Here is a 21367-nt window from a genome sequence, read left to right as displayed (position 1 = left end):
CATCCAGGCTTTCGCCTTCAAGCATACTTTCTTTTTTTCTGCCTCTACTTCTCCCTCTGTCTGTATACCCTATAGAGGTCATCGGCTACGCTGATGATGGTCAGCAGTAGGTAGCAGGTTCCCGCTGCCTTTGCGATGGTCTTCCAGGTAGCAAGGTCGTTTCTGAAGAAGCGTATGAAAGAAGGGTTCAATGCGTTCCACCGTGTTATGAAGTAGAAGAAATAGAGGGCCCCTGCAAGGTCAATGATGCAACTGGTCCAGAGAAGAGGCAGCGTCCATCGCTTCTTGAGCAGCTTAGCCAGGCTTACTGCCAAACCTGCTAGGGCTAGTACAAGCAGGATCAGCATGAGCTTCGTTGCCGGATCAGAGAGCATGGGAATCGGTGCAACACCCTTCTGATAGATTGCAAGGAGTCCTGGTTTCAGGCAGAACACGACAAGCAGCAAGGAAAACAGGGCTGAGCTCACTATCTCAAGGATACTCTCTTTCTTGCTAATGACTTTTCCCTGGGCAAGGTGCTTCGGGCCTTCAAGAATGTCTTTTTTCATATAGGGTTCTCCCCACGTAGTTGTACTGCTTTCCCCCTTGCGCGTCGATAACCCACCAAAAAAGAAAATTTGACGGATGTCTTCATCGGTGGTATCATTTGGTTGTGGTGGTGAAGAAGGGGAATAACCGAAGAAGCACCCTGAGTAACCAAGAAGCCCTCCGTAGCGGAGGGTTTTATTTTGCCCTTCGACTTTGGGCAAGGGGCAAGCTGTGTTTGGAATTGGACCAAGAAAAAGGAGGCTGTCAGTGACAACCTCCTCGCCTGTATTTTTGGAGCCAAAGGGACTCGAACCCTCCACCTACTGATTGCGAACCAGTCGCTCTACCAGATGAGCTATGGCCCCAAAAGCCTTGTAACAAGCTACTCTAGAGTCCTGAAACTGTCAACTATTCAGGCCAAGGCTTGCAGCTATGAAACCACTAAAGACAGGATGGGGACGGTTGGGCCTGCTCTTGAATTCCGGATGGTACTGCACACCCAAAAAGAACGGGTGGTCCTCTATCTCGATGGCTTCCACCAAGGTTCCGTCAGGGCTGGTCCCTGCAACTACCAGACCTGCCTCTTCAAGAGCTGGCCTGAACTGGTTGTTGAACTCATAGCGGTGTCGGTGCCTCTCCTCAATGGTCAGCTCCCCTTTGTATGCACGTTCCATATGGGTGCCTTCGGTGATCCTGCAGGGGTAGCTTCCCAACCGCATCGTGCCTCCTTTGGGGATGTTTCCCTTCTGGTCGACCATCAGGTCAATGACGGGGTGGGTTGTCTGCTTCGCAAACTCGCTGGAGTGGGCATCGGTGTAACCCAGTACACTCCTGGCATACTCGATGACGGCTATCTGCATGCCAAGACAGATGCCCAGGTAGGGGATCCTGTGCGTCCTTGCATAGGAGGCGGCCAAGATCTTGCCCTCGATACCCCTGTCCCCAAAGCCTCCGGGAATGAGGATTCCATCCACCGAGCCCAACAGGAGGGCAACGCTCTCCTTGGTGACCTTCTCCGAATCGATCCAGATGATGGAAACCTTGGCCCCCAGGGCCCAGCTTGCATGCTTGAGCGCCTCCATGACCGAGAGGTATGCATCATGCAGCTGGATGTACTTGCCCACCAGGGCTATCCTTACTGGGGTTTTTGCCTGCTTGATGGTAGCGAGCATCCTCTCCCACTCACCCATGTCCGCTTCCTTGCTTGTCAGATGCAGCTCCCTGCAGACGATTTCATCAAGGTGTTCGGCCTTGAGCATCATCGGGGCCTCATAGAGCACCTCAAGGGTCTTGTTCTCGATGACGCAATCCTTCTTCACGTTGCAGAACAGGGCTATCTTGTCCTTGATCTCCTGCTCGATAGGCTCGTCGGAGCGGGTGACGATGATATCGGGGAAGATGCCCGAGGCCATCAGTTCCTTGACCGAGTGTTGGGTGGGCTTGCTTTTGTGCTCCCCGCTGCTCTTGAGATAGGGCACCAGGGTAACATGGATGAAGAGACAGTTCTCATGGCCCAGCTGGTGGCCTATCTGCCTGATGGCCTCAAGGAAGGGTTGGCTTTCGATGTCGCCTGTGGTGCCCCCGATCTCCGTGATGACCACATCAGCCTGGGTCTTCTCTGCCAAGGCGTAGATGGAGGCGCGGATCTCGTTGGTGACATGGGGGATGATCTGCACCGTTGAACCCAGGAACTCACCCCGTCTCTCCTTGGTAAGCACGTTCCAGTAGACCCGCCCACTGGTGAGGTTGGAAAACTTGTTGAGGTTCTCGTCGATGAAACGTTCATAGTGTCCAAGGTCCAGGTCGGTCTCTGACCCATCTTCAGTTACGAAGACCTCCCCGTGCTGGTATGGGCTCATGGTTCCGGGATCGACATTCATGTAGGGGTCAAGCTTCTGGGCCGCGACCTTGAGGCCCCTTGCCTTGAGCAGCCTGCCCAAGGACGCTGCGGTAATCCCTTTTCCCAAGCCTGAGACAACGCCGCCAGTTACAAATATATGCTTTGCCATGTTTCGGTTCTCCTATCCGTAGGTATGTATGATTGAGCAAGCCACATCATGTCGGCTTTTTCTGAGATTCATCGCTTCCTGTTCAATGTGACGATGGGCCTGCTGTTCGTTCATCCCCAGGGTTTGCATGAGCAGCAGCTTGGCCCTGTCGATGAGCTTTATCTCGTCGATCTTCTTCTGCAGGCTGGTATTCTCGTTTTGCATGGCACTGAGACGCCGATGCATCGAACGGGCAAGGGCTATGGCCTGGAAGAGCACCTGCTTGATGATCGGCTTTGAGACGATCAGGACCCCCTGTTCGCCAAAGAGCTGCTGGGTAGTATCGAAGTACTCTCCCTTCACCAACAGGATCGAGCCTGCCATGCTCTGCTCGGTTACCATGACAGCCAGTTCCTCTCCCGATTCATCAGAAAGGGGGGCATTGATGATTACCAGGTCCAGTTCGTTGTCGAGTATGAAGCGTCTGGCTTCACTGCCGCTCTTGCACTTGCTGATGTCGAAGGAGAGCTCATACTCCCAAAGGAGCGAGGGGATGGTTGCTAGACCTTTCTCATTCGACGAAACAACAACGACGTGTGGCATCTGGGCTCTTCCTCTTAGGTCGTAAGGAAAAATGGTGCGCGACTTTCCTGCATCTTGTCGATGCTGGACTCGTACCGTTTCCAATCTGCCATCTTTGCTTCCAAAAAGAAGGTGAGCAGGCGCTCGGGGATGACCGAACGAACAAACTCACTCTTTTGGGCCAAGTCGATTGCTTCACCCAAAGAAGAGGGAAGCATCTCCCCACTCAGCTTCTGGTAGGCATCGCCAAGATACTCCTCACTTGCCTTCAGGTTGTCCTTCACCCCTTCCAGGGCCGCACTTATCAGGAGCGTTATGGCGAGGTAGGGATTGCAGGCCGGGTCGGGAGAACGTACCTCGATACGGCGATACTCCCCGCTGGTCTGGGGAATGCGGATGAGAAGCGATCGGTTTGCCCGACCCCAACCCACATGTCGTGGGGCCTCACAGGCGCCAAGCCGCTCGTAGGAGTTTGCCAACGGGTTGAGAAAGAGGGTGATCTCCTTGATCCTTCTGAGGATGCCCTCGGTCATCGCCTCCTCGAGGCGCTGGGTCTGCTGCTCGCCATCACAGGAGAGGGAGAGGTTGATGTGCAGGCCACTGCCGCTCTCATGGGCAAGTGGTTTGGGCAAGAAGGAGGCAAACAGCCCGCTACGGTCTGCAATGGTCTTCACGACCGACTTGAAGGTGATGAAGTTGTCAGCAGCCTCCAGGGCCGGGCTGTACTTGAAGTCGATCTCATTCTGTCCTGGCCCAGACTCATGGTGGGACCGTTCGGTATGGAAGCCCATCTGCTGCAGCGTCAGGCAGATCTCCCTTCGCACATTCTCCCCCTTGTCCAGGGGAGCTACGTCGAGGTAGGTCCCATTGTCGAGGGGCCTGTAGGTGGGAAGCCCGTCGTCCCCCATCTTGAAGAGGTAGAACTCACACTCCGGGCCGACACCGAACTTGAAGAGTGAAAGCTCGGCTTCCCGTACCTTGGCCTCAAGCAATGACCTTCCATCACCCTCAAAGGGGGTGCCGTCAGGGCGCCTGATCGAGCAGAAGAACCTGACAACCCGTCCTTGGGCAGGTCTCCAGGGGAGAATCGCCAGGGTTGAAGGGTCGGGGAAAAGCAGGAGGTCGCTCTCATCGACCTGCAGGAAACCCTTTACCGCAGAGGCATCGAAGGAGATTCCGGTGGCAAAGGCCCGGTCCAACTCATCCTCGGAGATCGAGAGGTTCTTTATATGTCCGAAAATATCACAGAAGACCAGGCGGACAAACCGTACATCCTGTTCCTTGATGAATTGCAACACTTCCTTCTGGGTATTGGTCATGACAATCCTCCCTAAATTAAACATTTGTGTACAACATTTTGTACGGAGTGCTCGAGTTCGGTCTCAACACGAAGAAATGGTTGGCAAGAACGGCTTCCATGTCCAAGGCGAATACAGCGCAGTAGTCTGCAAGGGACCCGGAAATCTCGGCCAGATCCGCCTCGGTCGCATCGGAAGCGGAAACCTGTTGCGGAAGATCTGAGGGAAGTGTATCACAACGAAGATATATCTTGCCACCATGCATTCCCGTACCACAGAAATATCCTACAGGAGCCTTGCCCTCTTGGTGAAGCCCCAGCACAATGATGGTACCCCCTGCCAGGTACTCTCCCAGGAAGCTGCCGGCCCTCTCCCCAATGATGATTACCGGCTGCTTTTCCTGATAGGCCTTCATATGGATGCCCGAGCGGTAGCCCGCACTGTCGCGGATGAAGATCTTCCCACCCCGCATCGAGTACCCCGCTGCATCGCCACAGCAGCCGTGGATGATGATCCTTCCGTCGTTCATGGTATCCCCGATTGCATCCTGGGCGTTGCCGTTTACCGTAATGGCACACCCATCCAGATAGGACCCCAAGGCATTTCCCGCCGTCCCGTTGATGGTGATCGCCCGTTCTGTCAGGGCACAGCCGATATAGCGTTGCCCATGCACATTGGTAAGGACCAGCTCGGGATCGGTGCAAGAGCGGATCTCCCTGTTCAGTTCATCAAAGGCCTTCAGCCCTACGTCAATGGTTGTCATTGCACATCTCCTAGTTTGCAAGCCCGCTCGTTCTTGGCAAATGCCATCAAAAGGGGCTCTTCGCTGATAAGGCGGAAGTCCAGGGTAGAAAGGTCGGTCTTGTTGCGGATCAGGGAGGTGTAGATCCCTGCCCTGTGTATGGTATCCCCTATGAGGATGTACCCCACAAGGTTGCCCTTCTGCACGAAGAGGCGCTTGTAGCCTGTCTCGGAGGAAAAGAGAGTTTCCTCTCCCTCATAGATCCCTGCCGTCATGAGATGGAGGCCAAAGAAGCCGATGGAATTCATGGCAATGGCCTTGTCGAATGTAGCCTCGCCGCCGGCCATGTTGTTTCCGGCAACCTCCCCCTGCATATATGCATTGGGCATGAGTGCACCATAGGGGCAGACCATGATGCAGGAAAAGCAGCCGAGACACCACTGTTCATTGACGTAGACCCGTTTCATTTGGTTCTCCTAGTTACCGGCATGCGAGATGCCGAGAATCTGCAATTCCGTCTCATTGAGCCCGATGCCCCTGAGCATCAGCCGGTTACCCTTCAACGCCTCTATGGAGTTGATGCCCATGCCTCCCATCATCTCCTTGATCTCATGGTCCCAGGCTGTTATGAGGTTGACCAGGCGTTGGCTCCCCACCTCGGGGTTGAGCCGCTTGACCAACTCCGGCTTCTGGGTGGCGATACCCCAGTTGCACTTTCCGCTCTGGCAGGTCCTGCACAGGTGGCAGCCCAATGCAAGCAGGGCACCTGTTGCCACATAGATGGCATCGGCACCAAGGGCGATGGCCTTGATGACATCCGCACTGCTGCGTATCGAGCCGCCTACGACCAGGCTGACGTTGTTGCGGATTCCCTCCTGCCTCAGGCGGGTGTCGACGCTGGCCAAGGCCAGTTCGATGGGAATGCCTACATTGTCCCGCGTCCTGGCAGGGGCAGCCCCTGTGCCTCCACGGAACCCGTCGATGGCAATGATGTCCGCCCCGCTTCGTGCGATGCCCGAGGCAATGGCCGAGATGTTGTGCACCGCCGCAACCTTGACGATGATCGGCTTGGTGTAGGCTGTAGCCTCCTTGAGGGCGTAGACCAACTGCCTGAGGTCCTCGATGGAGTAGATGTCGTGGTGTGGGGCTGGGCTGATGGCATCGGCATGTTCGGGTATCATGCGGGTCTTGGAGATGTCCTGGCCAATTTTCGAACCTGGGAGGTGGCCTCCAATGCCGGGCTTTGCCCCCTGGCCCATCTTGATCTCTATTGCAGCGCCTGCATTGAGGTAGCCGGGGTGTACGCCAAAGCGACCTGAGGCTACCTGTACAATGGTGTTTTTCCCATACTGGTAGAAGTCCTCGTGCAGGCCCCCTTCGCCGGTGTTGTAGAAGGTCCCCAGCTGCTGTGCCGCAAGGGCAAGGCTCTTGTGGGCATTGTAGCTGATCGAGCCGTAGGACATCGCACTGAACATGATGGGGATGGTCAGGGAGAGCTGCGGGGAGGTTTTAGTGATGATCCTGCCGTTTTCATCGCGCCTGATCTTCGCCTCCTTCTGTCCGAGAAATGTCCTGGTCTCCATCGGTTCCCGTAGGGGGTCGATGGAAGGGTTGGTCACCTGTGAGGCATTGATGAGTACCTTGTCCCAATATACGGGATACTCCTTGGGGTTTCCCATAGAGGCAAGCAGGACCCCACCGGTAGCTGCCTGGCGGTAGATGTCCTGGATTACCTCCCCCTTCCAGTTTGCATTCTCCTTGAACAGGTGATCGGTCTTCACAATCTTCAGGGCGTGGGTAGGGCAGAGGGTGACACAGCGGTGGCAGTTTACACAGGCACTGTCGTCGGCGACCATCCTGTTTGTTTCCTTGTCATAGCTGTGTACCTCATTGGCACATTGGCGTTCACACACCCTGCAACTGATACACTTCTCCCTGTCGCGGTGGACTTCATAGTCCGGATAAAGGTAATTGATTCCCATCTGTTTTTCCTCTTACGTGTTCAATGTGACGATTACCGGCTTTCCGCCGCTTGGATGCCAGACCCTGTCCGGGTTTGGCTCAATGATCCTGATGGCCGCCTCTTCGCTTGCCAGGTAGACCATGTCCCCCTTTTCTGCGGCGACCAGGGAGCGGAGCTTCAGGCGGTCATTGAGTGCCATCAACCCACCGGTGAAGCCAAGGATGATGGAAAATGGGCCGGTGATCAGCATGCTTGCAAAGGTGTTCCTCAGGTAGGTGTACTGTGCGATCTCCTCTTCGCTCTTCCTGCTGATGGTCGACCAGAATGGGGCTGCGATGACGTGGCAGACCTCCTCGAGGGTCAGCCCCTGGCGACGGTGGAGGTAGTCGATCATGTAGGTGATGACCTCGGTATCGGTCTGGAGGGTACAGTTGTAGCCGAACATCTCGATGAAGCGGCGGTTTGCATCGTAGGAGGATATCTCCCCGTTGTGCACTACCGAGTAGTCCAGCAGCGCGAAGGGATGGGAGCCTCCCCACCAGCCAGGGGTGTTTGTGGGGTAGCGCCCGTGGACGGTCCAACAATACCCCTTGTAGTCGTCCAGGCGATAGAACTGGCCTACATCCTCCGGATACCCGACTGCCTTGAACACCCCCATGTTCTTGCCCGACGAGAATACATACGCCCCCTTGATGGTTGAGTTGATGGTGATGACACACCGGGCGGTATACTCGTCCTCTTCGAGCTGGCTGCTTGCCAACTTGGTCGGGAGAGGGGTTACGAAGTAGCGCCAGATCAGGGGCTCGTCAGTGATGTTCGGGTTTTTTTCCGTAGGGATCTTGGAGAGGTTGATGAGGTCGAAATGCTCCTCAAGGAAGAGTTCGCACCCCACTTTGGCTTCCTTGCTATAGTAGAAGAGATGGAAGGCATAGTGGTCCTTGTATTCGGGATAGATCCCGTAACCGGCAAAACCTCCTCCCAGACCGTTTGAGCGGTCATGCATCACGCTGATGGAGGTGATGGCACTCCTTGCGGAAAATCGTTGCCCACTCCTGTCGATGATGCCGCTTATCGCACAACCACTGGAAAACCGTTCTTCTCCCTCCAGGGGCATTCGTTGTTGGCCACTTTGCATCGTTGGTACTCCTAGGAACAAAAAAGGCGTCCACCGAAGGAAACTTGCATGAGCAAGCTCTCTTAGGTGGACGCCTTTGTCCAGTTACTTTCGCCCAGCATACAGAAAAAGGGGGAGGCTGTCATCAGTGAAGAAGCTTTTTTTCTCTTCGGTGCAACACTTTTGTGGCAGATTCATTGACATTGGTTGTATCTTTGGTGTAAAACGTGCCATCAGCAAAGGCGCTGTAGGTCCCCCGAGGATCTACGGCGCCTTTCCTTTTTTCACCCGACACCACCACAAATGAGGAGAGAGAGATGGAAACAGTAGCGGAGTATTTCGGTTCACTGGTGTTCAACACAAAGATGATGCGTACCTATCTGCCAGGGGATGTCTACCAGGAACTCAAGATGACCATCAAGGAAGGGAAGGCCCTCAATCCCGCCATCGCAAACACTGTTGCCCATGGCATGAAGGAGTGGGCTCTCTCCAAGGGTGTCACACACTTTACCCACTGGTTCCAGCCGATGACTGGCATCACTGCCGAAAAGCATGAAAGCTTCATTGCCCCCACCTCCGATGGCCTTGCATTGATGGAGTTCTCCGGCAAGGAGCTCATCAAGGGGGAACCCGATGCCTCCTCCTTTCCCTCTGGTGGGTTACGTGCAACCTTCGAGGCAAGGGGCTATACGGCCTGGGACCCCAGCAGCTTTGCCTTCATCAAGGAGAACACCCTCTGCATCCCGACCGCCTTCTGCTCCTATAGTGGAGAGGTCCTTGACAAGAAGACCCCTCTGCTTAGGTCAATGGAGGCCATCAGCGAACAGGCGGTCAGGATCCTCCATCTTTTTGGGAAGGGTGAGGTAGGGCGGGTCATCACCACCGTCGGCCCCGAACAGGAGTACTTCCTGCTGGACAAGAGCGTCTACCTCAAGAGGAGGGACCTCATCAACACAGGGCGAACCCTCCTGGGTGCCAGGCCTCCCAAGGGCCAGGAGCTGGAGGACCACTACTTCGGCAACCTCAAGAGCCGTGTCTCGCTCTTCATGCAGGAACTCGACCGGGAGCTCTGGAAACTGGGTATCCTTGCCAAGACTGAGCATAACGAGGTCGCCCCTGCCCAACATGAGCTTGCCGTCATCTATACCAGCAGCAATGTTGCCACCGACCAGAACCAGCTTACCATGGAGATGATGAAGAAGGTCGCCGACAAGCACAACCTGGTATGCCTGTTGCATGAAAAGCCCTTTGCCGGAGTGAACGGTTCGGGAAAGCACAACAACTGGTCCCTCTCCACCGATACGGGGCTGAACCTGCTTGAGCCGGGGGATAGCCCGAAGGACAACGAGCAGTTCCTGCTGTTCCTGGTAGCCATCATTGCCGCGGTGGACGACTACCAGGACCTGCTGCGCATCTCTGTTGCAAGTGCCGGCAACGACCATCGCCTTGGTGCGAATGAGGCGCCTCCTGCCATCGTCTCCATCTTCCTGGGGGACGAGCTGACCTCAATCCTCGAATCCATCGCCAATGGGACACTTTCGGTCAACAAGACCAGGGAATCGATGCTTCTTGGGGTTCCTGGCATCCCCCGTTTCCCCAAGGACAGCACTGACCGCAACAGGACCAGTCCCTTTGCCTTCACGGGAAACAAGTTTGAGTTCAGGATGTTGGGGTCCTCCTTCAGCGTCTCAGGACCCAACATCGTGCTCAATACCATCGTTGCCGACAAGCTGTGCGGCTTTGCAGACCAGCTGGAAAGAGCTACTGACTTTACCTCAGCCCTCCTCTGCTTGCTCAAGGAGAGCTACCAGAAGCACCGGAGAATCGTGTTCAATGGCAACAACTACAGCCAGGTCTGGGTCGATGAGGCTGCCAGGAGGGGGCTGCTCAACCTGACCTCCACCGTCGATTGCCTACCTTTGTTTGTTGCAGAAAAAAACCTTGCTCTCTTTAGCAGGTTCGGTGTCTTTTCCACCTCTGAGATGACCAGTCGGTTCGGCATCATGATGGAGAACTATTGCAAGACCGTCCACATCGAGGCTTTGACATTGATCGACATGGTGCGCAGGCAGATCCTTCCTGCCATCAGTAGCTTCTCCAGTTCCCTTGCCCTTGCCGCTACTGGCAAGCAAGCCTTGTTACCTTCGCTTCCCCTGCTCTATGAGAAGGGAGTTCTAGAGACACTCAGTACCCTGGGTGACTCCATTTTCACCCAGATCCAAGGTCTGGAAGGCTTGGTTGTGCAGGCCGAGATGCTCCCCGATGGGACTGCCTGCGGAAGGTTCTATGCCGACAGTATCCTTCCTGCAATGGTTTCTGTCCGCTCCCTTTGTGACGAGTCGGAACTGCAGGTTGGTGCAACCTACTGGCCGATACCGACCTATGAGGAGTTGTTGCTTTCTGTATAGGTAAGGGGTATATCCCTTTCAGGGCTCTCCTCGAAAGGGAGAGCCCTTTTGATTTGAAATACTAACAAGTGGTATGGTATGGTTCTAGCATTATTTGTATAGGCTTGGTATTGTTATACAAAAGGGGAGGATGCATGGAACATACGTTTTTGTCTGATCTGTCAGTTTCACTGTTCAACACCATACCCGATCCTTTTTTGGTCATCAGTGAGGATGGTGTCTACCTTGAGGTTCTTGGTGGGACCGAGCGATCGCTCTACGACGACGGCACTCCCCTGAAGGGGAAAAACATCTATGAGTTCATGGAGAAGGCGTTTGCCGACTACTTCATGGACCAATTGCACAAGACCCTTGGGGGGAAGACCCTCAACTGTTTCGAATACCAGCTGCAGACCGAGCGTGTGGTCCTCCCTGAACTCAACGGACCTGGAGGGCAGCAGTGGTTTGAGGCTCGGATGTTCCCGATGGAGAACCTCTATCTGGGCCATCGGGCGGTGACGGTCATGATCATCAACATAACCGAGCGCAAGTTGCTGCACCAGCGGCTCAGTGAGCTCTCCTACCTCGATCCTCTCACCTCCCTGGCCAACAGGCGGTACTTCATGGAACGCATCTCTGAGGAGCTTGAGGAACACTACGCAAAAGGCACAAGCGTCCATGTCCTGCTTTGCGACATCGACCACTTCAAGTCGATAAACGACCTCTATGGACACCTCGCAGGGGATGCAATCCTCAAGGGATTTGCAACAATCGTACGGAAGGTCCTGAAGCAAACCCACACCATAGCCCGCTTTGGGGGTGATGAGTTCATCATCTCGCTGGTCAACATGACGAACGAACAGGTGTTGGAAAAAAGTAACGAGTTGCGTCTGGCTATCCAGGACTATCCTTTCTCCTATGAAGACAAACAGCTTCCTGTGTGCATAAGCATTGGTGTGGCGACAGCCTCCAGTGAAGTTAACGATATCACCGCATTGGTTGGATGTGCTGACAAGGCACTCTATGAGGCAAAGAAACAGGGGCGTAACCGGGTTGTAATCTTGTAGGTAAGGGGGTAGCTACGTGGGCTTCGACATCTTAGTGAACATCATGCTTTTGCTCACCCTCAGTGTGGTGTACGCAACCTTCCCCTTCAAGACCTATAAGAAGCTTTTTTCCCATGTCATACTCGTAGGAACGGTTGTAGGGTTCATTGGCATCTTCGTCATGCTGAACCCTTTGGTAATCCAGGATGGGATTTTCTTTGACTCCCGTACCATCCTCATAAGTGTCTCTGCAATGGTGTTTGGATTTTTCCCGGCCCTCATTGGCTCCTGCATCATGGCTATCTACAGGATTGTCATTGGCGGTAGCGGTACCCTTACCGGTGTTTCCACCATTGTCCTGGCGCTTTCCGTCGGAAGCCTCTGGCATAGGTTCCGATACAAGAAGATGGCTGGCAAGCAACATCATTTGGGCTTTGAGTACTATGTGGTCGGGCTGGTTACCCACATAGGGATGCTGCTCTGCCTTCTCCTTATTCCCAACGAGATGCAGGGTATGGTGTTTGGAGCCATGGCTCTGCCCATCCTCGTCTACTACCCCATCGGTTCCTACTTGCTCTGCCTGCTGCTGTTCAGCCAGACCCATAGGCTAGCCATCATCAATGACCTCAGAAGAAGCGAACGACAGTTCAAGACTATCTTTGAACAGGCTCCCATCGGCATGTCCCTCACCGACCTCACCACCGGCAAGATAACCAACATCAACCAAAGTTATCTGGACCTTTTGGGCTTGACGAGTGAGGAGGTGGTGGGTCGAAACTGGAAAGAGTTCACCCATCCAGATGACATGGCCCTTTCAGCAACGATTACCGAAAAGATGCGCCTTGGAGAAACAGGACCCTTCAACTTCGACAAACGGTTCATCAAGAGTGACGGAACGGTTGTCTGGTCCAACCTCTCCCTATGTGTCTTCGACCCCAACGACGAGGATACCCTTGAATCGCTCTGCATGACCCTCGATATATCCGAGAGGAAGAACGAGGAGAATAAAGTCCTCTATGCCAGCAACCACGACCAGCTTACCGGCCTCTATAACCGAACCCATTTCGAAGAGCGCCTCAGGAATTTCAAGAGTGAGGATAGGCTCCCCCTGACCGTAGCCTTTGGCGATGTCAACGGCCTGAGGATCATCAATGAGGCCTTCGGCCGTGAGCAGGGGAACCTTCTGCTGCAGGAGATTACCTCCATCATCAAGGAGAGGCTAGGGGAAAACACCTATGCTTCCCGGGTAGGAGGGGACGAGATCGCCCTGATCTTCTTCAGTACGCCGCTTAGCGAGGCTGAACTCATCATACAGGATATCCGCAGCAAGGTCTCAGAGATGATGGTCATGAATTCGGTCAGGACCTCCATCAGTTTTGGCTTGTGTGAGATGACCTCGGCTAGTGATGACATCAATGAGGTCATCAAGCTGGCTGAGAAGGATGTCGGGACGCGCAAGCTCGTCGAGTCGCCCCACATGCGCGGCCGTGCCGTATATGCCATCATCAACACGCTGCATGAGAAGAACAAGCGTGAGGAGCTACATTCGCGAAGGGTAAGTACCTTCTGTGAAGCCCTGGCCAAGGCGTCGGGAATGAGCGACTGGCAAATCTCGGAGATGAAACTGCTTGGCCTGATGCACGACATCGGCAAGATAGCCATCAGTGAAGCCATCCTCAACAAGGATGGAAAGCTCACCAACGAAGAGTGGAAGGAGATGAAGCGCCACTCTGAGATCGGGTACAGGATCCTCTCCTCGGTAGAGGACATGACATCCTTGGCCGTCTACGTGCTTGCCCACCATGAGCGGCTCGACGGCAAGGGGTATCCCAAGGGTCTCATGGGCGATGAAATCCCCCTGCAGGCGAAGATCATCGCCATCGCTGACTCCTTCGATGCCATGACAGGGCAGCGCACCTACCGTAATGGCGTCCTGCCACTTGAGGCCGCTACAGAGATCAAGCGCTGTGCAGGCACCCAGTTCGATCCTGCTCTTGCAAGGATCTTTGTCGAGAAGGTCCTTAACCTCGACTGGGATTCCCTGGCCTGAAATAAACTTGGCCTTTTGCCATCCCTCCTTCCTTGACAGCTGATATCTCACTGTATACCGTACAGATAGAGGAAAAATATTTCTTTTATCCAATGCATGTGTTCACACGCAACCAAGGGGGTGCATATGGGAGTCATTACCATTTCACGTCAGATGGGTAGTGGGGGAAGCTACATAGGAAAGAAGTTGGCAGAGGGCCTAGGCCTTCGCTATGTGGACAAACAGTGTTTGGGAACAATCATGAGAGAGTATGGTTTCAGCTCCTTTGATGAGGTCTACAACACCAAACCCAACTTCTGGGAGCGGTTCGACCTGGAGCGGGCCTCTACCATTGATTTCCTCATCCAGGCGATGAGGGCCGTTGCCAAGGCTGGAGATGTGGTGATGCTTGGCCGAGGTGGCTTTGGCCTTTTCCAGAATTTTGCAGATGTGCTCAATGTCCGCATCCAGGCCCCCTTTGACCTACGGGTACAGAGGAAGATGGTTGAGCGTGGCATGAAGAAGGATGTAGCCGATCCCCTCCTGGAAAAGTTTGACCAGATCAGGAGATCGTTCATCCACTCCGACTTGGGCTTTGATGGCAATGATGCGAGCCTGTACGACCTGGTCATCAACACCGATGTACTCTCCTTCGATGAGGCAGTCTCCTCCATCAAGGCCGCCTATACGGCCTTGATGCAAAACAAGCGGTACGGTATTTCCCGAAGTGCCGGTTCCCTCGAAGTAGACCCCCTGTTGCTCAAGCATGTGGAGAAGATGCTGGGAACCCTATGAGGAACATCGGGACCATCCTCATCTCCCTAGGGGTGCTGCTGATAGGCTTTGCACTCCTTACACCCCTGTTGTTTTTCCTCATCGCCCTCCTACTGGGCAAAGCCTCCGATGCAAGCCTCCTCTTGGGCATGCAGTACGCCCTGCTTTCTTCTGCGGGTGTCGCTCTGGTGTTTGTCGGCTCTCTTCTCACCTCAAGCGTTACCCTTCTGCTTGGCTTCTCGTTTTTCTTCTCTGCCCTCAGCCTGGTGGGGTCTCTGGTCGCCCCTCTCCTAAATGGTACAAGAGATCTCTTTTTCCAGATCGCCCAAATGCTCTTCTTCGCCTCCCAGCTTGTGGCCCTCTGTTGTGGGATCGCACTGCTGCATAGGAATGAGAAGTGACTACACCCGTGCAGAATTCTCTTGGTAAATTGCAAGAAAACAGGAGTTCCCTCACGGAACATACCAGAAAAGATTGATAATTATACAATTTTAATGAAAATTTATGCATCTAATCTAGTAATATTTCGCTATCTCTGTATAATTATACCAAATTTACCCTAGGAGGAAGCTATGGTCAACGTTGGTGTCATTGGCTCTACCGGCTATGCGGGAGCCCAGCTGGTTGCCTTACTTTCCCATCATCCGCATGTCTCTCTTACTTACCTTGCATCCCACTCCTATGTGGGCAGGAGTTTCTCCTCTGTCTACCCATCAATGTTGGGAAGCTGTGACCTGGTCATGGAAGAGGAAGACCTTGAAGAGGCAAGCAAGCGCTGTGATGTCCTCTTCCTTGCCCTTCCCCACGCCTTGGCAAGCAAGAAGGTCAACGCAGAGCTTCTCAAAAGATGTATCGTCATCGACCTGGGTGCTGACTACCGCCTCAGTGATGTCGCCTCATACAACCATTGGTATGGGTGCGAGCATGCCAGCCCCTCCCTGATCGCCCAGGCTGTCTATGGCTTGCCTGAACTGCATCGAAATGCAATTGTCTCGGCAAACCTCATCGCGAACCCCGGCTGCTATACCACCTGCTCGATCCTCACCCTTGCCCCCTTGGTTGCAGAGGGTCTGGTCGATACCTCGACGCTGATAATCGATAGCGCAAGCGGGGTGACTGGGGCTGGGCGGGTCGAGAAGACCGATTCGCTCTTCTGCGAGTGCAACGAGTCCTTCAAGGCGTATGGGGTTGCCAACCACCGCCATACCCCTGAGATAGAGCAGGAGCTCTCCCTCCTGGCAGGCAGGCCCCTCATGGTGCAGTTTACCCCCCACCTGGTACCGATGAACCGGGGTATCCTCTCCACCTGCTATGCAAGTCTCGCCAGCGGGATAGGTGAGCCAGAGATAGGGCAGGCATACCGCAAATGGTATGCAGACGAACCCTTTGTCCGCCTGATGGGATCCTCCTTGCCGGAGACACGATTTGTAAAGAATACCAATGTCTGTGCCATTGGATGGAAGGTTGACCAGAGGACCCGGCGAGTGATCGCCATCGGTGCGATAGACAATCTTGTGAAGGGAGCTGCCGGCCAGGCAGTTCAGAACATGAACATCAGATGTGCTTTTGCCGAAACCGCAGGCCTCGCCTCGAGTGTCGTCAATCCTCTCTAGGAGAACCTTATGAAACTACTGGAAGGCGGCATAACCGCCCCAACGGGATTTTTGGCCAACGGCATCGCCTGCGGCATCAAGAAACGGAAGAAAGACCTCGCCCTGGTGGTCAGTGAACAGCCGTGTTCCTTTGCTGGTTCCTTTACCACCAACCTGGTCAAGGCTGCCCCGGTCGATTGGGACATGGCGGTGGTCAAAGAGCAGGACAGTGTCAGGGCCCTTGTTGTCAACAGCGGCAATGCCAACGCCTGCACCGGGGTGCAAGGCATGCTTGATACCCGCCAGATGGCAACCTTGGTAGCCGAGACCCTCTCCCGCAAAGGGTTCTCTGCCAAGGCCGAAGAGGTCCTTGTCTGCTCGACCGGTGTCATCGGGGTCCCGCTTCCGATGGAGACGGTCAAGGAGGGCATCACCCTCTGTGCCAAGGACTTGCAAGCAAGCCGACAGGCAGGCCTTGATGCCGCCCAGGCCATCTGCACCACCGACACCTTCACCAAGGAGGTTGCCGTAGAGGTGGCTCTTGGAGAGAAGACCGTACGCATTGGTGGCATGGCCAAGGGCTCTGGGATGATACATCCCAATATGGCCACCATGCTCAGCTTCATCACCACCGATGCAGCCATCAGCAAGAAGAGCCTGCAGGGCCTCCTTGGCGAGAGTGTCATCGACTCCTACAACATGATCAGTGTCGATGGGGATACCTCCACCAACGACACGGTCCTCGTCCTTGCAAATGGGATGAGCAATGCCCCTTCTGTCGATGAGACAAGCCCCTATTGGGAGAGTTTCAAGGAGGCGTTCCTCTTTGTCCATACCGCCCTTGCCAAGGCAATAGTCCGTGATGGGGAGGGAGCTGGCAAGTTCATTGAAGTGACGGTCAAAGGCGCTCTGGACAAGGCGAGCGCGCAAGCTCTTGCCCGCTCGGTGGTATCGAGCAATCTGGTGAAGGCAGCCTTCTTCGGCAGTGATGCAAACTGGGGCCGTATCCTCTGTGCCATGGGGTACAGCGGTGCACAGTTTGACCCCAAGGGTGTGAAGCTATCCTTCAGGTCGGGCAAGGGCAGCATCGTTGTCCTCTCCGATGGCCAGCCGATCCCCTTCGATGAGAAGATGGCGAAGACCATCCTGTTGGAACGGGAGGTCGAGGTCCTCGCCGAGCTTTGTGAAGGCAGTGGTGAGGGGACAGCCTGGGGCTGTGACCTCTCCTATGAGTATGTACGGATCAATGGAGACTACAGAAGCTGATGATACACGATATGCACAATGAGATCCTCAAGGCTGAGGTGCTGGTGGAGGCCATTCCCTTTATCAGGAAGTTTGCCTCGAGCGTGGTGGTGGTCAAGTATGGCGGTTCCGCCATGGTCGATGATGCCCTCTGCTCGCTGGTGATCCAGGATATCGCCATGCTCAAGTACATCGGGCTCAAGCCGGTTGTGGTGCATGGCGGTGGCAATGAGATCACGGCGATGCTCGAGCGTCTTGGCAAGAAGACCGAATTCCTCGATGGCCTGCGGGTCACCGACAAGGAGACGGCAAAGATCGCCGAGATGGTGCTGTCCGGCTCCATAGGCAAGAATCTGGTGGAGAGCCTCCAAAGCGTAGGCATCCCTTCCGTTGGCATCAGCGGAAAGGATGGACGGACGCTGCTCTGCTCGAAAAAGACCGATGCCAAGGGGCGGGACCTGGGGTATGTGGGGAAGATCGACTCAGTCGACTCCACCTTGCTCACCACCCTCATAGACAACGGCTTTGTCCCGGTCCTCTCCCCGGTAGGGGTGGACTCGCTGAGCCAGACCTACAACGTCAATGCCGACTATGCCGCCAGTGCAGTCGCAGGGGCTTTGGGGGCACAGAAGCTGATATTCCTTACCGATGTCGAAGGGATCCTGAAGGACAAGAACGACCCTTCCTCGATCTTCAGCTCCCTTACCGAGGGTCAGGCCCTCTCCTATATCGAGGATGGCACCATTGCCGGTGGGATGATCCCCAAGGTCCAGTGTTGCCTTGATGCACTCCAGAAGGGCGTGAAGAGTGTGCACGTACTCGATGGCAGGGTTCCCCATGCCATCTTGCTGGAGATTTTCACCACCAAGGGTATCGGTACCATGGTGACCAAGGAGGAAGCCTAGATGGATATGCACCAACAGATAGAAAAGGGAAAGCAGTTTCTGGTCAACACCTATAGCCAGGTTCCGGTGGTTTTCTCCCATGGTGAGGGGTGTACCCTCACCGATGTTGAGGGAAGGCACTACCTCGATTTCGTGGGGGGCATTGCAGTCAATGCCCTGGGCTATGGGGATAGGGGGCTGACAAAGGCCCTTTCTGCTGTCCTACAGAGCGGATTGCTCCACTGTTCCAACCTCTATTACAATGAGACGGCCATCAAGGCGGCAGAGGCGATCTGCTCACTGGCAGAGATGGAGAAGGTCTTCTTCTGCAATAGTGGGGCGGAGGCCAATGAGGCTGCCTTGAAGCTTGCCCGAAAATTCGGGCACAAGAGCACTCCCATCAGGACTGAGATCATAACCATGGCCCACTCCTTCCATGGAAGGACCTATGGGGCGGTGACAGCTACAGGGCAGGACAAGTACCACCAGAACTTCGACCCGCTCCCCCAGGGGTTTCGCTACGCCCGTTTCAATGACCTGGAGAGTGTGAAGGCCCTCATAACAGGAGAGACCTGTGCCATCATGGTCGAGCCTATCCAGGGTGAGGGCGGCATCGTGCCCGCCACGAAGGAATTTTTGCAGGGAGTGAAGCAGTTGTGCGAAGAGCACGACCTCTTGCTCATCTACGACGAGGTGCAGTGTGGGATGGGCCGAAGCGGCAGAAGCTTTGCCTGGCAGCTCTATCAGGTGAAGCCCGATGTCCTGACCCTTGCAAAGGCGTTGGCCGGCGGTGTCCCCTGTGGGGCCATGCTTGTCTCAGAGCGTGCAAAGGATGTCTTCTCCCCTGGCGACCATGCCTCAACCTTTGGGGGCAACGCCCTTGCCATGGCAGGGGTGGTGGAGATGGCACACCGCCTCTCTTCGACCGACCTGTGCAAGGAGGTAGAAGAGAAGGGGGTGTTCCTCCGATCAAGGCTTGAGGCTCTGATTAAGAAGTACCCCACCCAGTGCACAGCAGTCAGGGGGTTGGGCCTGATGGACGGGGTGGTGCTTTCCATCCCCCCAAGAGCCCTGGTGGATGCATGTTTTGAGAGAGGCTTGCTTGTCCTGAGTGCTGGCTACGATGTACTGCGCTTTGTCCCACCCCTGGTAATACGTGTCGATGAGATTGAAAAAGCCATAGATATTGTTGATGAGGCCCTTGCATCTCTTTTGTGATGAGTCTACCATCCCTGTAAGAACAAAGGCGTTCCGATCCCTAGGATTTGGAACGCCTTTGTTCTTTTTACGTTTGGAGGTACATTGATGTGTGGATTCGTTGGTATGTTTGACAGTAGGGGTGATTGTTTTCCCATGCGCTCTCAGGTTCTGGCCATGTCGAGAAAGATCCGTCACAGGGGTCCAGACTGGTCTGGCATCCACTGTGGGCCGAAGGCAATCCTAAGCCATGAGAGGTTGGCCATTGTCGATCCTCTTTCGGGGGGGCAACCCCTCTACAACAAGGACAAGAGTGTGGTCCTTGCCGTCAATGGGGAGATCTACAATCATCAGGAGATCCGCAATCGGTACAAGGATACCTATGAGTTCCAGACCTTGAGCGACTGCGAGGTCATCCTCGCCCTCTACGAGGATAAGGGCCCCGATTTTCTGGAAGAGCTCAACGGCATCTTCGCCTTCGCCCTCTATGACTCTGTCAAGGATGTCTACCTCATCGCACGTGACCACATTGGGGTGGTTCCCCTCTACCAGGGGTGGGACAACGAGGGGCGCTACTATGTTGCCAGCGAGCTCAAGGCCCTGGAGGGCTTTTGTGCTTCTGTCGAGCTCTTCCTCCCCGGGCACTACTACTACAGCCCTGACAAGGCTTGCAAGCTCTGGTACACAAGGTCCTGGACCAGCTTCGATGCGGTCAAGGATAACGGGGGAACTGCCGAAGAGATCCGTGAAGCCCTGGAGGCAGCGGTAAAGCGGCAGCTGATGAGCGATGTCCCCTATGGGGTCCTGCTCTCCGGTGGCCTTGATAGCTCGATCATCGCAGCCATCACTGCAAAGTATGCAGGAAAAAGGATCGAGAGCGGGGACCAGGAGGTAGCATGGTGGCCTCGGTTGCACTCCTTTGCCATCGGGTTGGAAGGCTCTCCCGACCTGAAGGCGGCCAGGATCGCTGCAGAGTACCTCCACACCGTCCACCATGAGGTCCATTTCACCATCCAGGAGGCCATGGATGTACTCAGCGATGTTGTCTACCACCTGGAGACCTCCGACATCACGACCATCCGGGCAGCCACCCCCATGTTTCTCCTTGCAAGGGTAATACGGTCGATGGGCATCAAGATGGTGCTTTCGGGAGAGGGCAGCGACGAGCTCTTTGGTGGGTACCTGTACTTCCATAAGGCCCCCGATGAGCGGCAGTTCCATGAGGAGACTGTCCGTAAGCTGAGCAAGCTGCACCTCTATGACTGCCTGAGGGCGAACAAGTCCCTCGCCGCATGGGGCGTGGAAGGGCGCGTTCCCTTTCTTGACAAGGCCTTCATCGATGTGGCGATGCAAATCAAGCCTGAACTGAAGATGTCTCCGGTGGTCGAGGGAAAGAGCCGTATCGAGAAATGGATATTGCGCGAGGCCTTCAAGGAGTATCTTCCACCGGAGATCCTCTGGAGGCAGAAGGAGCAGTTCAGTGACGGGGTGGGCTACGCCTGGATCGATTCCCTCAAGAAAATGACAGCAGAACAGGTTAGTGACGAGCAGTTTGCCGCCGCTAGCAAGCGGTTTGCCATCAACACCCCGGCGAACAAGGAAGAGTACTACTACCGCTCCCTCTTTGCCGGTCATTTTCCTAGTGAAAGCGCTGCAAGGTGTGTTCCCCGTGAGGATTCCGTTGCCTGTTCCACGGCAATTGCCCTCGAGTGGGATAGTGCCTTCAAGGCGATGAACGAGCCTAGTGGAAGGGCCGTTGCAGGGGTGCATACCGATTCCTATGCAGGGTAGAAAGTAACTCTGATCATCATGGTTCAGGTATCCGCTGGTAACGGGTACCTAAACTTTTTTCCAGGTAGATTGCAAGGGTTGTAGGAGAGAGGGCCAATAAGGATTGACAATAGGTACCCTATTACCTATTATAGGCAACAGGTTACCTATATATATCTTTGGAGATACCATGTCAGAACAAGAGATGCAAGCATATGTGTTCGGTTC

The 21367-nt window shown here is 54.8% G+C and carries 18 protein-coding genes and 1 tRNA gene; 10 read left to right on the top strand and 9 right to left on the bottom strand.

Translation table 11 applies throughout. From position 1 onward, the window contains the following. Positions 1 to 44 precede the first annotated feature (44 nt). The 9 genes from ROJ03_RS09210 to ROJ03_RS09170 form a co-directional block, all read right to left on the bottom strand. Positions 45 to 548 carry a hypothetical protein gene (locus ROJ03_RS09210; RefSeq protein WP_313726743.1) on the bottom strand — a complete coding sequence of 168 codons (504 nt, stop codon included), beginning with the start codon at positions 546 to 548 and terminating at the stop codon, positions 45 to 47. A 272-nt stretch (positions 549 to 820) separates the two neighbouring features. Further along, positions 821 to 893 (bottom strand) — tRNA-Ala (locus tag ROJ03_RS09205). Between the two features lie 39 nt (positions 894 to 932). Further along, positions 933 to 2537 carry a CTP synthase gene (locus ROJ03_RS09200; RefSeq protein WP_313726742.1) on the bottom strand — a complete coding sequence of 535 codons (1605 nt, stop codon included), beginning with the start codon at positions 2535 to 2537 and terminating at the stop codon, positions 933 to 935. Between the two features lie 12 nt (positions 2538 to 2549). Next, entirely contained in the window at positions 2550 to 3119 is a 570-nt protein-coding gene (locus ROJ03_RS09195) for an ANTAR domain-containing protein (protein WP_313726741.1), read from the bottom strand. Positions 3120 to 3133: 14 nt separating this feature from the next. Then, positions 3134 to 4417 (bottom strand): glutamine synthetase family protein, encoded by a 1284-nt coding sequence (locus ROJ03_RS09190; RefSeq protein WP_313726740.1) that lies wholly within the window; start codon positions 4415 to 4417, stop codon positions 3134 to 3136. 16 nt (positions 4418 to 4433) lie between these two features. Further along, a complete protein-coding gene (locus ROJ03_RS09185) occupies positions 4434 to 5159 on the bottom strand; it encodes a glutamate synthase (protein ID WP_313726739.1) in 726 nt (241 codons plus the stop codon). After that, positions 5156 to 5605: a 4Fe-4S binding protein gene (locus tag ROJ03_RS09180; RefSeq protein ID WP_313726738.1), complete on the bottom strand. Its 450-nt coding sequence runs from the start codon at positions 5603 to 5605 to the stop codon at positions 5156 to 5158. The genes ROJ03_RS09185 and ROJ03_RS09180 overlap by 4 nt, the downstream gene beginning before the upstream one ends. Before the next feature lie 9 nt (positions 5606 to 5614). Further along, positions 5615 to 7120 carry a glutamate synthase-related protein gene (locus ROJ03_RS09175; RefSeq protein ID WP_313726736.1) on the bottom strand — a complete coding sequence of 502 codons (1506 nt, stop codon included), beginning with the start codon at positions 7118 to 7120 and terminating at the stop codon, positions 5615 to 5617. Positions 7121 to 7132: 12 nt separating this feature from the next. After that, a complete protein-coding gene (locus ROJ03_RS09170; protein WP_313726735.1) occupies positions 7133 to 8236 on the bottom strand; it encodes a glutamine amidotransferase family protein in 1104 nt (367 codons plus the stop codon). 296 nt (positions 8237 to 8532) lie between these two features. Between ROJ03_RS09170 and ROJ03_RS09165 the strand changes: the two genes are divergently transcribed. From ROJ03_RS09165 to asnB, 10 genes are all read left to right on the top strand, one after another. Further along, complete coding sequence (locus ROJ03_RS09165; RefSeq protein WP_313726734.1) at positions 8533 to 10623, top strand: glutamine synthetase III; 2091 nt, start codon at positions 8533 to 8535, stop codon at positions 10621 to 10623. Between the two features lie 134 nt (positions 10624 to 10757). Continuing rightward, entirely contained in the window at positions 10758 to 11669 is a 912-nt protein-coding gene (locus ROJ03_RS09160; RefSeq protein ID WP_313726733.1) for a diguanylate cyclase, read from the top strand. A gap of 16 nt (positions 11670 to 11685) precedes the next feature. Then, positions 11686 to 13698 (top strand): HD domain-containing phosphohydrolase, encoded by a 2013-nt coding sequence (locus tag ROJ03_RS09155; RefSeq protein ID WP_313726732.1) that lies wholly within the window; start codon positions 11686 to 11688, stop codon positions 13696 to 13698. A gap of 126 nt (positions 13699 to 13824) precedes the next feature. After that, complete coding sequence (locus ROJ03_RS09150) at positions 13825 to 14472, top strand: cytidylate kinase-like family protein (protein WP_313726731.1); 648 nt, start codon at positions 13825 to 13827, stop codon at positions 14470 to 14472. Then, positions 14469 to 14852, top strand: coding sequence for a hypothetical protein (locus ROJ03_RS09145; RefSeq protein ID WP_313726730.1), 384 nt, complete (start codon positions 14469 to 14471; stop codon positions 14850 to 14852). The genes ROJ03_RS09150 and ROJ03_RS09145 overlap by 4 nt, the downstream gene beginning before the upstream one ends. Positions 14853 to 15023: 171 nt before the next feature. Beyond that, positions 15024 to 16064 (top strand): N-acetyl-gamma-glutamyl-phosphate reductase, encoded by a 1041-nt coding sequence (gene argC / locus ROJ03_RS09140; RefSeq protein WP_313726729.1) that lies wholly within the window; start codon positions 15024 to 15026, stop codon positions 16062 to 16064. 9 nt (positions 16065 to 16073) lie between these two features. Continuing rightward, entirely contained in the window at positions 16074 to 17309 is a 1236-nt protein-coding gene (gene argJ / locus ROJ03_RS09135; protein WP_313726728.1) for a bifunctional ornithine acetyltransferase/N-acetylglutamate synthase, read from the top strand. Continuing rightward, entirely contained in the window at positions 17309 to 18193 is an 885-nt protein-coding gene (argB, locus tag ROJ03_RS09130) for an acetylglutamate kinase (RefSeq protein ID WP_313726727.1), read from the top strand. The genes argJ and argB overlap by 1 nt, the downstream gene beginning before the upstream one ends. Next, positions 18194 to 19390, top strand: coding sequence for an aspartate aminotransferase family protein (locus tag ROJ03_RS09125; protein ID WP_313726726.1), 1197 nt, complete (start codon positions 18194 to 18196; stop codon positions 19388 to 19390). It abuts the gene before it with no gap. A gap of 87 nt (positions 19391 to 19477) precedes the next feature. Further along, complete coding sequence (gene asnB / locus ROJ03_RS09120) at positions 19478 to 21160, top strand: asparagine synthase B (RefSeq protein WP_313726725.1); 1683 nt, start codon at positions 19478 to 19480, stop codon at positions 21158 to 21160. Positions 21161 to 21367 lie beyond the last annotated feature (207 nt).

This window comes from Sphaerochaeta sp. PS (assembly GCF_032144095.1).
Taxonomy (GTDB): Bacteria; Spirochaetota; Spirochaetia; order Sphaerochaetales; family Sphaerochaetaceae; genus Sphaerochaeta.
The sequence above is the reverse complement of the archived record's forward strand: the minus strand, read 5'-3'. Positions and strand labels throughout refer to the sequence as shown.